Raw genomic sequence first — 13,197 nt, 5'->3', positions numbered from 1 at the left:
GGCATGCTGATCCGCGATTACTAGCGATTCCGGCTTCATGTAGGCGAGTTGCAGCCTACAATCCGAACTGAGAACGGTTTTATCGGATTAGCTCCCCCTCGCGGGTTGGCAACCGTTTGTACCGTCCATTGTAGCACGTGTGTAGCCCAGGTCATAAGGGGCATGATGATTTGACGTCATCCCCACCTTCCTCCGGTTTGTCACCGGCAGTCTCCTTAGAGTGCCCAACTAAATGATGGCAACTAAGAATAAGGGTTGCGCTCGTTGCGGGACTTAACCCAACATCTCACGACACGAGCTGACGACAACCATGCACCACCTGTCACCGTTGTCCCCGAAGGGAAAACTGTATCTCTACAGTGGTCAATGGGATGTCAAGACCTGGTAAGGTTCTTCGCGTTGCTTCGAATTAAACCACATGCTCCACCGCTTGTGCGGGCCCCCGTCAATTCCTTTGAGTTTCAGTCTTGCGACCGTACTCCCCAGGCGGAGTGCTTAATGCGTTAGCTGCAGCACTGAGGGGCGGAAACCCCCCAACACTTAGCACTCATCGTTTACGGCGTGGACTACCAGGGTATCTAATCCTGTTTGCTCCCCACGCTTTCGCGCCTCAGTGTCAGTTACAGACCAGATAGTCGCCTTCGCCACTGGTGTTCCTCCAAATCTCTACGCATTTCACCGCTACACTTGGAATTCCACTATCCTCTTCTGCACTCAAGTTTCCCAGTTTCCAATGACCCTCCACGGTTGAGCCGTGGGCTTTCACATCAGACTTAAGAAACCACCTGCGCGCGCTTTACGCCCAATAATTCCGGACAACGCTTGCCACCTACGTATTACCGCGGCTGCTGGCACGTAGTTAGCCGTGGCTTTCTAACAAGGTACCGTCAAGGTAGCGCCAGTTACTACGCTACTTGTTCTTCCCTTGCAACAGAGTTTTACGAACCGAAATCCTTCTTCACTCACGCGGCGTTGCTCCATCAGACTTTCGTCCATTGTGGAAGATTCCCTACTGCTGCCTCCCGTAGGAGTCTGGGCCGTGTCTCAGTCCCAGTGTGGCCGATCACCCTCTCAGGTCGGCTACGCATCGTTGCCTTGGTGAGCCGTTACCTCACCAACTAGCTAATGCGCCGCGGGCCCATCCTGTAGTGATAGCCGAAACCATCTTTTAACTTTCGAACATGAGCTCAAAAGTGTTATTCGGTATTAGCCCCGGTTTCCCGGAGTTATCCCAATCTACAGGGTAGGTTACCCACGTGTTACTCACCCGTCCGCCGCTAACTTTCAAAGGATGCAAGCATCCAATGAAAGTCCGCTCGACTTGCATGTATTAGGCACGCCGCCAGCGTTCGTCCTGAGCCAGGATCAAACTCTCCATAAAAGTTAGTTTGAAAGCTCATTTGCTTTGCTAGCGTATCAACATAAAGTTGATATCTATGTTTTGTTTAAGTTCATCACTTAAACGTTTAAATCATTAACGTTTGCTTGTTCAGTTTTCAAGGTTCATGTTGTTTCGTTGTTATCAGCTTGTCACTGACGACTCTTAGAATATTACACCCCTTTTCAATAATCGTCAACACTTTTTGAAAACTTTTTTAAAAAACTTTTATCACTACACTTTTCTTCCTATTTATATATAAATTATTATTTTTACTTAAAATCCTCTCCGAATATAATATGCAGCAACAAAAATATACCCCAGTCTATTATTATTTGAATAAAATTCTCTTAATTTTTTTTGCAAAACAATTGGATGATATGCATTTAAATTGACGTTAGGTTTGATAACCCCCAATCATTTAATGTACAATAACCCATTAAATGAACAGGCAATGTTATTGAATAGTATGTGTGTACTTGAAAATATTATTAACTTAATTACAAGGTAATTAATGTGAAATGCGGTGTATAGAGAATTAATCATTGAAGAGTATGAAGAGAAATACATACGGAGCACTACATAATTGATCCACAAAACAAAATTAAAATGACAAACCGATTAAAATGAAATCGGCTTGCCATTTTATCAATTTGCACTTTGATTCTATTATTGACGACTCGGCTCAACGTTTTGGAAAATATTCATTAAAAAAATTAAAATAGCTAGTGCAAATCCGATTCCTCCACCTGATACGCAAAATTCCATCATCCACCTTGGGAAGTCTGTATGAATCAACATCATTCCCACCAATAAAAATGGTAAAGAAATATTTTGCAACCAAAAATGAATAACTCCCAAACGACTGTTTCCTGCTTTTGGATAAACTGAATAAATCACACCTATTAGCCCTGTGGACAACCAGCCCACTACATTAATATGCGCATGTGTTGCTCCCCATTGAAGTTGAACTGTATAATGCATGAACAATCCGAAAAGAATACCCATTACTAAATAGACTGCCGATATTTTTATCCATTTGGCACCCATAATAATCCTCCCTTTATATTTTCACAGCATATTCAAGCGTCCATAAAATTTTTCAAGAATAGTACTTGATTTTTACATCCCCCTTTTTTTAACTGTTTATGAATATTTTTCTTACCCCTTCTAGCAAAAAACCATTCATTACTCTTATAATTATTAATGAAAGGAGTGTTTACCCATGAAACAAACATTTATCGACTATGTGAAGAAAATGCAAAACTATTCTGAGGCGCTGTCCGTTATTTATTGGGATATGCGTACTGGGGCTCCGCGCAAAGGGTTACCACAGCGTGCAGAAGTGATTGGTACATTGTCCGCTGAATTATTCGCCTTACAAACGAGCGATGAATTAGGTAATACGCTGCAGCAGCTTGAACCGGAAAAGCTAGATTTCGTGACCCGTCGATTGTATGAGAAAGTCAAAGAATCCTATGATGAATCGAAAAAAATCCCAGCAGATGAATTCAAAGCTTATACCATTTTAAAAGCAAAATCAGAAGCTGCTTGGGAGGAAGCCAAGGCAAAATCGGATTATCAAATTTTCCTACCTTACTTAAAAGAAGTAATCACTTATCAAAAGAAATTCGTACAATATTGGGGTATAAAAAATGGCTCTGCTTACAACACACTACTCGATAAATATGAGCCAGAAATGACAACAGATGTATTGGACACGCTTTTTGGCGAACTAAAAGAAACAATTGTGCCGTTAGTTAAGGCGATTCAAGCATCACCAAATAAACCTGATACAGCAATTTTATTTGAGCATTTCCCGAAAGTTGGGCAGCGAGAGGCTTCTTTGGTGCTACTAAAACAACTTGGCTATGATTTTGAAGCAGGTCGCTTAGATGAAACGGTTCATCCATTTATGATTGGCTTAAATAGTGGCGACATACGCGTTACGACAAAGTATGATGAACTGGATTTCCGTTCTGCACTTTTCGGCACGATTCATGAGTGTGGGCATGCACTTTATGAGCAAAATATTGACCCTCAGCTAAACGGACTACCATTATCAACAGGCGCGTCAATGGGTATCCATGAGTCCCAGTCATTATTTTATGAAAACTTTATCGGGCGCAACGAGAATTTTTGGAAACATAATTTTAATATTTTACAAAAACATTCACCTGCGCAATTTGCCCATGTGGACGTGGAAGATTTTTTAAAGGCGATCAATTTTTCAGAGCCTTCATTTATTCGAATTGAGGCAGATGAATTAACTTACCCACTTCACATTATGATTCGTTATGAAATTGAACGTGAAATTTTCAACGGCGACTTAAGAGCAGAGGATTTACCGAACGTTTGGAACGATAAATATGAAGCATATTTAGGCATCCGCCCAGAAAATGATGCGCAAGGAATTTTGCAGGACATGCACTGGAGTGATGGCAGCTTTGGTTACTTCCCAAGCTATGCACTTGGTTTCATGTATGCTGCGCAGTGGAAACATGCCATGATTCAAGATATTCCAAATTTCGACGAATTATGTCTAAGCGGTAACTTATCACCTATTCGTGAATGGTTAACGACAAAGGTTCACCAATTCGGTGCATTGAAAAAGCCCCTTGAATTAATTCAAGAAGGCACAGGGGAAGCATTAACTGCAAAATATTTAGCAGAATATTTACAGCAAAAGTATACAAAACTTTACCAACTTTAATTTTGGGAAGCTACTAAATAATATAACCGCCCTTTTCGTTTATCCGAAAAGGGCGGTTTTAAAAGAAAAAAAAGCCTTTTACTTATAAAAACGTAAAAGGTAGATGGGAAAGAATAAGGTAAAAGGAGAAAGAGAAAAACCATAGCTAAAACAAAACGGGATAAGGTACGTTTTGTTAAATGGTTCACTTATAGTTATAAAGGACAAAGGTTAAAAATAGGTTAAAAATAATATATTTTTAAATATTGAGAATGTTTTATTTCCCTCTTTAAAATTAGCGAATAAATCCAAATGACAAAAGGTACCTGATTCCCGGTCAAATACCTTGTTATCATTCGGAGAAGATACAATTTTATACTACAATAACTTTTGTAATAGCTGATAACCAATTCCTTTAAACAATACATCAAGCACTGTTGCGATCACGATTACCATGCCCACTGCCATAAATACACCTTTTTTATTCTTCATTATAAATCCTCCGACGTTTCTGTATTCCTTCTAATCATAATCTATTTTTTCACAATGGCTACTTTTATTTCCTCGCATCCTTTTCTCCTTATACAAAACTAACTTGTACAATTGGAAAAAGCACTTATACATTCCTCAGAAAGTATAAGTACTTGATTAGCTACTATGCTTTGTAAACTTTAAAACTTGAATTTGATTTCGACCATTTTCCTTTGCTTTGTATAAGGCTTTATCTGCTATTTTAAATAAATCTTTTAATGTTGCGGGCTCTTCATTCGTATAACCTATCCCTAGACTCACTTGTATAGTCAATTTTTCGTTCGTTTCTCTAATAATGAAATCTTCGTTTGAAATACTATTATGTAGCGAAACAATCAAATCATGCACTTCATCTTTATGATATGGAAATAATAAAATAAATTCATCTCCTCCGTAACGAATCATGTCCATGTCTCGTTCTGGCAACTGTTTTACAACATGTGAGGCGATAAATTTGAGTGCTTGGTCCCCTATTAGATGACCATATTTATCATTAATAGCTTTAAATTTATCAATATCAAAAATGGCAACTGTGTAATTCATATACAAGCGACTTTTTAATAGTTTATCTTCGTAAAATGCCCGATTTTTCACTTCTGTTAAACGATCCGTATGCAATCGTCCCTCTAAATTGGCAGTCGTCATTTGCTCTATAATTTTTGTGCGGCGTAAACTTTCTTCATTGTTGACATAGTTCCGTAACGTTTTAATCATTATTTTTTGATAATAAATAACATCATCGGTTTTCCCCTTCATGTTTAATACCTGTATCCATAGCTCCAGCTCGGATAAAAAATAGTATTTATTGTCCATCCCATTAAGTGCTTTATCAAAATAATGATACGCCATCTTAAAGCAGCCATGTTGTGCCTCCACCAATGCCTTACAAAACCAATAGTGATTCTCAAGCGTCGGGACTTTTTTATGCAAATCTTGCGCTTCAATTGCATGGACATTAACTTCTGCCTTATGAAAATTACCTGTGCGATAATAAAGTTTAAATGAATTGACATAATATACAAACGGGATAACCGGGTCATGGAATTTTGAATGGTCAGTTAATGTTTCTAGTTCGTTCGCAAGTAGTATCCCTTTTTCAAAATCGCCTTTTTCATAATACACATGCAATAAATTATTCCCTGCACTATAAAATTGCGGTAAAAAATGCTTTTCCTTTGATTCCTTATACAGTTGCTCTAAATCTTCTAGCGGTGTCCCAATACCTGCTGTGTAATGAAATATCACACGTGTAGATCGATATGAAAATTCATCTACATCTGTTGCATAACGCGAAATATAAGGTGAAACGCCTTCTAAAACCGGAAAGAGCTCATCATATCTAACTGAATTCATCAAAATTCGAAGTAGTGTAATATTGGCAGCGGTATAAGTTGGGTAATCTTGATGCTGAGAGGCACTTGTAATAACAATTTGTAGCCATTCTTCCGCTTGTTTATAATCACCGGCTATAAGGAATTGTTGGGCGCGATCATAATAATTTTGCTGTTGTTCTAACGTTAACATTTCCCCCAAAGTAATCCCTCCATTTACGACCCACTAAATTACAAAATTTCTATTTACAAAATTAAGTTTCTAGAATTCCCTTTCTAACTTGCCTCAGCATAAGTCCTCCAATACTAAAAGTGGGGGATGAGTGCCGAACATACTCTTAATTCAGTGGGTGTTTAAACCCTGGTTGAATAGGGGGAACTCAGGCTAAGAACGCCGCGCCTTGTGGCAACGCCTGAGTGACCAACATCGTGTTAGCCCAAAGTCCCCAGCGGATGTCACAGATTTTTAAAGGAGCTTTTCAAGCATGCTCAAAAAAATCTGGACACAATTACGCCTTGGCATAATTGATCGAGACAATACTTAAACTCTTATTATACTATTACATACCATTTAAAATAAGTTTATTAATCCTTTTTTATGAAATTCTTCGTTTATTACCCATTACACTAATTTCCTAGTTATTTAGATGTCAGATAAATATCCATTAAAAAAATGCACTACTTGAAAATTAAGCAGGCACTTTTGTGAATTTTATTTTTTAAACGGACGTTCACGTGGCGTAATATTAATAATGTAATACCCAATAATGAGCACTAGTATGACAAGCGAAAATAACAGTGTATCTATCGCGCTATCGTGTTCGACAATAATGAGCCGAATCATTGCGGTAATACCAATATACATAAAGTAGCGTAGTGGAAAATGATAATCTTCTTTAAAGTATTTAACAATCATCGTGATAAACTCAAAATAAAGAAAGAATACGAGAATATTAGCTAAAAAATATTTATAATCCCGCTTTTCAGTGGAAAAAACCATTTGCAAAAAATCAATAATTTCCACAAATAACATCACACTTAAAACAAGCGCTAAAATCGTCAAGCCAATGTTTAAAACAACTTGGAAGAATTGGGGCACTACCTTCTTTATACTGTGAATCTTTTTCAGCTTCTCCTCCATGCGCATTCCTCCATTTCATATAAATAGGATATGCGCTTTTATTGTACAAAAAAATGGTTATTTGAAATAGTTACATAAATTGTCATAATGAAACCGTTTACGTCCACAAGTTGAAATTTTTACACAATCGTAAGTATATTTACATGTTTTACATTCCCTTTTCATACACCGTACTTCATTTCACTTAATCAGAAGCAAACTTCCTTGAGGTTAAAACATTAATCCAAAACTTGACCGAGTAGCTACAAGAAATTCAAAATTATGCGAATCAAATTTCGAATGATAGTGATTTTATCGTTGGAAAAATTGAAGTAGTTGTGCAATTTTAGCGAAGTCAAGGTAACTTTTTGAATCCTTATCCATTTTTACAGAAGCACAGCTATGCACGGTGGAGAAAATTTCAGCTACAGCTGAAGCATTAGAAAGCATTGTTGAAGATTTACTATCGGAAGTTAGAGTATTTAAAGTGAATAAATTGAAAAAGCGACCCTACCATTTCAAGTAGGAGTCGCTATTTTTAGGGGTTTTCATATTTTGAATTTTCAGTATTTAATTTACATCTATTATTTTTGACATTATAATAAAGACAGAGAGGTGATTGAATGAAAATTTATTTAGTGATCATTACTACTGCAGAGGATCAACGACTTCACTTTCACACAAACAATGACACACTTATTATTTCCATGCATCGCGCCAACACACAACCACTTGATATCCAGACCGTTAAAACATTTACCTCGGAGGAGCTCTTCATCATTGAAGCTTATTTAGATGGGGCAAAATCCTGCGAAATTAAAAACAACATCACGCAAAAATCCTTCATGCTCCCTTAACTTTCATGGCTATACAAGAATAACCTTTTGATTATTTGATTCTTTGTTTCTTCACACTACATAACAGCCTTTTCATCTTAGAAAGATAAAAAATAAAAATCCACGTTAAATCAATGACTCATTGGCATAATTGAGTCCAAATATTGAACTCCAGCCGTGTCATGATTACGTGGATTTTTTCACTTCAGCTTTTCTACAAAATGCTTTAATAACCTTGCCGTTAAGCCCCATATTGTGTAGTTCCCGTATTCAAAAAACCACTCTTCCATTTGGCTCGTCCGCCATTGATAGTTTTCCCCATTCGCAATCTTTTCATATGGAAAATCGGCTGATGGTTTCGGTTCAACCGGTACATAATGAATATAAGGCTCATGCTCGAGCAACCATTTCACCGGTACCATGAAAACCTCCTCCACCTCATCATTATTATATGTATGAAGCTGTGATTCTTCAACAATCCCGATAAATGGATAAACAACAAAGGATGGAGATAGCACAAACGGACTGAGTTTACCTAATACCTCAATCGTTTCTGGGTCAACACCTAGTTCTTCATGAGTTTCCCTTAAAGCAGCTGCAAGTGGTGAAGCATCCGTTGCGTCAATTTTCCCACCTGGAAAACTAATATCTCCTGGCTGCTTTCTCATCGTAAAGGCACGCACTTCAAACAATACATGCCATTCATCATGAACATTTACTAATGGAATTAATACAGCTGAACGGAAAGCTGACTCCTCACCTAAAAATAATGGTTGCGGCCCATTTAGCTGTCCCTTCAACTTATCTAAAAACATAAAATTCTCCACCTTATTTCTTATATGTCTCTATCGTATCATGAATGTACGGTTGTTTGAAAAGACAAATGATTACAATGATTTCTTATTTTTCACTAACGTTCGTTGCTTCTGAATAAGCTTGAAAATATAAAAAATAATGGGAATAATAAATGGAATACACATGACAATCATTAACGCATACACTAGGTTATCTTCCATCCATTCCAGTTGTCCTAATGAGATCCCCGCGCCAAACCAAAGCAATAGCCAGAAAAATCCACCTATACTATTAGCCGATAAGAAACCTCGAAACGGATAATTTGTATAGGCACAAACAAATGGTACTGTTGTGCGCATTAGTGGGATAAACCTAGAAAATATAATGACTACTCCCCCGCGCTGTTCAACCAATTTCTCTGTTTTCACAATGGTTTCTATTGAAATAAATCGATTTAGCATACGCATTCCGAATTTTTTCCGAAATAAGGTTCCTAGAAAAAAATTATGCGCATCCCCTGCAATCGTTGCCAAAAGAAGCGACCCAAATAAAATCCATCCATTCAATTCTCCAATGGCTGCTAACATGGCTGCCGCAAAAACGAGTGCATCCCCTGGTAAAAAGGTAAAAATAATAAAAGCGGTCTTACTAAAAATAATGAGAAACAAAATAATATAAATAAACGTCCCGTATTGCTGTAACATAACATCTAGGAACAGTTCAATACTGTGAATCGCTTGAGCTAAACCTGCCAATCTTCTCCCTCATCCCCTTAGTGTTTTTTTATCATTTACGCCTCTGCTTACTTTTGTCCAGATTTTTTGAACATGCTCGAAAAACACCTCTTAAAAATCTATGACATCCGTAGAGATCATTGGGCCAACACGATGTTGGTCACTCAGATGTTGCCGCACTACGCGGTGTTCTTAGCCAAAGTTCTACTATTTCATCTGGTGTTTGGACACCTACTGAAAGAAGTTTAATAATGTGGGCATTCCCCAATCAAGCGCATATGGGCTAAATAAAAAAAACCCATAATCAAAATTGTTGATTACGGGAATAAACATTGCCTTTATTATGTTACGACAATCATATCAAAAAATGACTCAATAGTACATATTATGTGGGATGAACGCATGCAATAGCTAAAAAAACCACACATACTTACAATAGTTTGTGTAGTCTATAAAAGGAAAATTATGGATTATGAATAGTTTTTATATGCTGAAGATTATAATAGATAATGTTCTCCTTTGCTGTTTGAAACGCGATCATTGTTCCTTTAATCTCACATATCAGTCCTGTAAAATTGTTCTTTTCACCTATATTTAATACTGTAAGTTTATTTTTTAAAATTCCAATTAGTGCATCAAAAGTGCTTGGGAAATTTTCGTTACTTACATTGATTGAAAAATCCCCATCAGATAATAAATATGGTTTTTGATTTTGATTATTAGGTACTATTATTTTCACGTGCCTAATTGGAATAAACATCATTTTGTAAATAGGCGATTGGAATACAATATAATCATCTAGAATATTGGATATATAACCATGCAGTGGCTGATTATTTAACACATGAATTTCTAAATAGATTCCTAAAGATTTCGTTAAAACTTTTAAGAACGTCATTTCTTCGTTTTTACCGATAAAATTTATATCCCGTGTAAAAGTTGAAGGTATTTTGAGTCCATCTTCATTAAAATAATCAATTTTTATTTCATGAATATGACAAACAGGAATGTAAAGGAATTCCTTACCATCAAATAAAACTACTAACTCGCTACTATTATCGATAATTTTCCCTTTGAGGATTTTTTTCCCCGTTATCTCCATTTTAACAATTTCTTTATCGAATTCTTGAATTAAATTTTCCAAAAACTTCCCTCCTTTTATTCAAATATCAAGGCTCCCATAAATACAGACTAAACAAACTTGCAATTAGACCAATTGGATAAACATAGTCGTCACTCTTAGTTAACTTCTCCAAATAATTATTATTCCGAGTCTTTTATTAAACATTCAAATGAGCATTGCTAATGTACCTATAGGCGATAATAATGCCCCAATATCACTTCCAATCACATTTGCTAAATAAGCAACCTGTAGTAGTAAGGGATCGAGGCAAATGTCCAAAATCGACAAAGTACCGATCATAACTGTATGAAGGTTGTTAAAAATATATGATGCCAAGGTAGATAGTAGACCCCATACAATGACCGCGTTCAATAAATCAAGTTCTACATAAGTTTTAAAAGTTTGTTTGGTTATTTCATTTAATCCTACATTTTTATGACCATAAACTATTTTACATACAAATTGAATGCGAATAAAAAGTACCCTGGCGAATTTTTTATGTTATCTGTAAACCCGGTTTTATTTCTAATCCATTATTTCAAACGGAATTCACAAAATGTAAGCACCAAATACTACACACCTTCTAATGACTTAATAACAGTGAAACAATTGCGGTAATCATACATATAGAACCGACGATTATGAAAACTTTTAGAAATTGAATTTATAGAGGCACTATATCAAACAATGCAATGAGTAATTTTTCACTTTTAAGAGATACAGAAAAAGTAGATTAATCTAATGGGGATTAACTCACGAACTATTAGTAGTAATGTAAACCTCAAAGGACAGGTTTACGATGTTTAGGCAACTGATAATAGATTCAATAATATTTTTTTAAAGTAGGTACTAAGCCAAGCGAGGATTTACCTATGTACATATAAATAAGTGGAAGGCAAAATCACTAGGTTAGCTAGGAGAGGTGATATAGGCAGATTTTTAATATGAGGGAAAAATCTAAATCTATGTAAATAGATAGAATTTGGGAATAAGTTGGGAAGGAGGAAAAACTATGCAAACAATGGCTTGGATAACCATTTCAGCATTTCTTTTTACACTAATATTTATTCTTTGGAGACCTAGAGGCATTAATGAAGCAATACCCGCCACGATAGGTGCAATAGTTGTCATCATGAGCGGTAGTGTTACGCTGAATGAACTCGGTAGTATTGCTGAAACGATAAGTGGAGCAGCCATAACCATTATGGCGACGATTGTTATGGCAATCGTCTTAGAAAGTTTTGGATTCTTTAACTGGGTAGCAGAAAGGCTGGCTGAAAAAGCAAAAGGCTCAGGTATCCGATTGTTTTGGTATGTCAATCTTTTATGTTTTCTCATGACACTCTTTTTCAATAATGACGGTAGTATTTTAATAACAACCCCTATTCTAGTTATGTTATTAAATAATATGAATTTAAAAAATCATCATAAGATTCCATACTTACTATCCGGAGCGTTAATCGCAACTGCTTCCAGTGCTCCAATTGGCGTAAGTAATATTGTGAATTTAATTGCCTTAAAAATCGTAGATATGAGTTTGTATTCACATGCGGCAATGATGTTTGTTCCAGCAACGCTTGGGTTATTTCTTTTAGTCGGTCTTTTATTCCTAAAGTTTAGGAAGGATTTACCGAAAGTCATCCCTACAAACGTAAAAGGCATATCTCTCCCGTCTTATCATCCACTCATGCAAAACTCCATTTATAACTCTGGAGCAGATCGTTCAAAGTTTATGCGCAACATCCTATTTTTCGTCTTTGCTGTACGTATTAGCCTCTTTTTCGCTTCATATGTCAACATTCCAGTCTCACTAATGGCCGTTTTAGGCTCCCTAATACTTTTAGGATGGAGATGGGCATATTTAAAGGTAGCACCAGGAGATATGTTGAAAAAAACGCCATGGTACATTATCATCTTTGCGTTTAGTATGTACGTTATTATATATGGATTGAACAATATCGGTTTAACAGACTGGCTGATTGGATTTATGCGTCCTTTAGTTTCAGGGAACTTACTTCATACAAGTGTGATGATGGGAATACTTCTATCAGTACTCTCCAATATATTTAATAATCACCCAGCTCTAATGGTTGGGACAATTACGCTCATGAACATGGATTTAGATCCACTTTCTTTAAAGGTTGCTTATCTGGCAAATGTAGTTGGAAGTGATATGGGTGCATTACTTATTCCAATGGGAACGCTAGCTACTCTCATGTGGATGCATATTGTCAGAAAAGGTAATGTAAAAATTACTTGGTGGCAATATATAAAAGTTACGATTATCGTTATACCGCCGACAGTATTGTTTACATTAGTACTGTTATATTACTGGGTTACTTGGCTATTTTAATGTATATGTAAGTAAGTGCTTTTCTTATACTAATTACCAATTAATTAACAATTACGCATTAAGCCTAAAATACAATAAAAAATCGAACCTTTTCAGAACACACGATGAATAGCCATCTATCCTGAATTTTTTCGGATAGATGGCTATTTTGCGCAAATCACTTGAATATTTTTCGACCAAGACATGTAGTTATGTAAAGTTTCTGGTTGCTGATAAAAGTTGATACCTTTTTCTTTAGCTGTTTCCGACAAGCTCAAGTAGAAGGCATCGCTATATAGCTCCAGTTCAAAAGAACCTTAATGAG

The 13,197-nt window shown here is 36.4% G+C and carries 10 protein-coding genes and 1 rRNA gene (1 of these 11 running past the window's edge); 3 read left to right on the top strand and 8 right to left on the bottom strand.

What is annotated here, in order from left to right; all coding sequences use genetic code 11:
• Together CSE16_RS01135 and CSE16_RS01130 are read right to left on the bottom strand one after the other, a co-directional pair.
• Positions 1 to 1,381 (bottom strand): 16S ribosomal RNA (locus CSE16_RS01135); it reaches 176 nt to the left of the window's first position.
• A 666-nt stretch (positions 1,382 to 2,047) separates the two neighbouring features.
• The gene (locus tag CSE16_RS01130) at positions 2,048 to 2,428 is read right to left on the bottom strand and encodes a hypothetical protein (protein ID WP_099422177.1); all 381 of its coding nucleotides are present in this window, start codon (positions 2,426 to 2,428) and stop codon (positions 2,048 to 2,050) included.
• Positions 2,429 to 2,603: 175 nt separating this feature from the next.
• On the opposite strand from CSE16_RS01130, the gene CSE16_RS01125 reads away from it, so the two are divergent.
• Complete coding sequence (locus tag CSE16_RS01125) at positions 2,604 to 4,091, top strand: carboxypeptidase M32 (protein WP_099422176.1); 1,488 nt, start codon at positions 2,604 to 2,606, stop codon at positions 4,089 to 4,091.
• A gap of 627 nt (positions 4,092 to 4,718) precedes the next feature.
• Here the strand turns inward: CSE16_RS01125 and CSE16_RS01120 are convergent.
• Together CSE16_RS01120 and psiE are read right to left on the bottom strand one after the other, a co-directional pair.
• Entirely contained in the window at positions 4,719 to 6,125 is a 1,407-nt protein-coding gene (locus tag CSE16_RS01120) for a GGDEF domain-containing protein (protein ID WP_253896229.1), read from the bottom strand.
• 519 nt (positions 6,126 to 6,644) lie between these two features.
• Positions 6,645 to 7,073: a phosphate-starvation-inducible protein PsiE gene (psiE, locus tag CSE16_RS01115; protein WP_099422174.1), complete on the bottom strand. Its 429-nt coding sequence runs from the start codon at positions 7,071 to 7,073 to the stop codon at positions 6,645 to 6,647.
• Positions 7,074 to 7,675: 602 nt separating this feature from the next.
• Between psiE and CSE16_RS01110 the strand changes: the two genes are divergently transcribed.
• Positions 7,676 to 7,909: a hypothetical protein gene (locus tag CSE16_RS01110; RefSeq protein WP_099422173.1), complete on the top strand. Its 234-nt coding sequence runs from the start codon at positions 7,676 to 7,678 to the stop codon at positions 7,907 to 7,909.
• Between the two features lie 179 nt (positions 7,910 to 8,088).
• Here CSE16_RS01110 and CSE16_RS01105 read toward each other — a convergent pair whose 3' ends face one another.
• The 4 genes from CSE16_RS01105 to CSE16_RS01090 all read right to left on the bottom strand — a co-directional run bounded on the left by CSE16_RS01105 (position 8,089) and on the right by CSE16_RS01090 (position 11,008).
• On the bottom strand, positions 8,089 to 8,703 hold the full coding sequence (locus tag CSE16_RS01105) for an NUDIX hydrolase (RefSeq protein WP_099422172.1): 615 nt from the start codon (positions 8,701 to 8,703) through the stop codon (positions 8,089 to 8,091).
• A 72-nt stretch (positions 8,704 to 8,775) separates the two neighbouring features.
• A complete protein-coding gene (locus tag CSE16_RS01100; RefSeq protein ID WP_099422171.1) occupies positions 8,776 to 9,438 on the bottom strand; it encodes a DedA family protein in 663 nt (220 codons plus the stop codon).
• Between the two features lie 442 nt (positions 9,439 to 9,880).
• Positions 9,881 to 10,561 carry a DUF2642 domain-containing protein gene (locus CSE16_RS01095; protein ID WP_099422170.1) on the bottom strand — a complete coding sequence of 227 codons (681 nt, stop codon included), beginning with the start codon at positions 10,559 to 10,561 and terminating at the stop codon, positions 9,881 to 9,883.
• 144 nt (positions 10,562 to 10,705) lie between these two features.
• The gene (locus CSE16_RS01090) at positions 10,706 to 11,008 is read right to left on the bottom strand and encodes an ArsB/NhaD family transporter (protein ID WP_256376316.1); all 303 of its coding nucleotides are present in this window, start codon (positions 11,006 to 11,008) and stop codon (positions 10,706 to 10,708) included.
• 553 nt (positions 11,009 to 11,561) lie between these two features.
• On the opposite strand from CSE16_RS01090, the gene CSE16_RS01085 reads away from it, so the two are divergent.
• The gene (locus CSE16_RS01085; RefSeq protein ID WP_099425716.1) at positions 11,562 to 12,893 is read left to right on the top strand and encodes an arsenic transporter; all 1,332 of its coding nucleotides are present in this window, start codon (positions 11,562 to 11,564) and stop codon (positions 12,891 to 12,893) included.
• Positions 12,894 to 13,197: the final 304 nt, after the last annotated feature.

Source organism: Solibacillus sp. R5-41, from assembly GCF_002736105.1.
Taxonomy (GTDB): Bacteria; Bacillota; Bacilli; order Bacillales_A; family Planococcaceae; genus Solibacillus.
The sequence above is the reverse complement of the archived record's forward strand: the minus strand, read 5'-3'. Positions and strand labels throughout refer to the sequence as shown.

Bases quoted from the DNA above. Each gene is read 5' to 3' on its own strand.
- psiE (WP_099422174.1), bottom strand. From the start codon at position 7,073: ATGGAGGAGAAGCTGAAAAAGATTCACAGTATAAAGAAGGTAGTGCCC.
- CSE16_RS01085 (WP_099425716.1), top strand. From the start codon at position 11,562: ATGGCTTGGATAACCATTTCAGCATTTCTTTTTACACTAATATTTATT.
- CSE16_RS01125 (WP_099422176.1), top strand. From the start codon at position 2,604: ATGAAACAAACATTTATCGACTATGTGAAGAAAATGCAAAACTATTCT.
- CSE16_RS01130 (WP_099422177.1), bottom strand. From the start codon at position 2,428: ATGGGTGCCAAATGGATAAAAATATCGGCAGTCTATTTAGTAATGGGT.
- CSE16_RS01110 (WP_099422173.1), top strand. From the start codon at position 7,676: ATGAAAATTTATTTAGTGATCATTACTACTGCAGAGGATCAACGACTT.
- CSE16_RS01120 (WP_253896229.1), bottom strand. From the start codon at position 6,125: ATGTTAACGTTAGAACAACAGCAAAATTATTATGATCGCGCCCAACAA.
- CSE16_RS01105 (WP_099422172.1), bottom strand. From the start codon at position 8,703: ATGTTTTTAGATAAGTTGAAGGGACAGCTAAATGGGCCGCAACCATTA.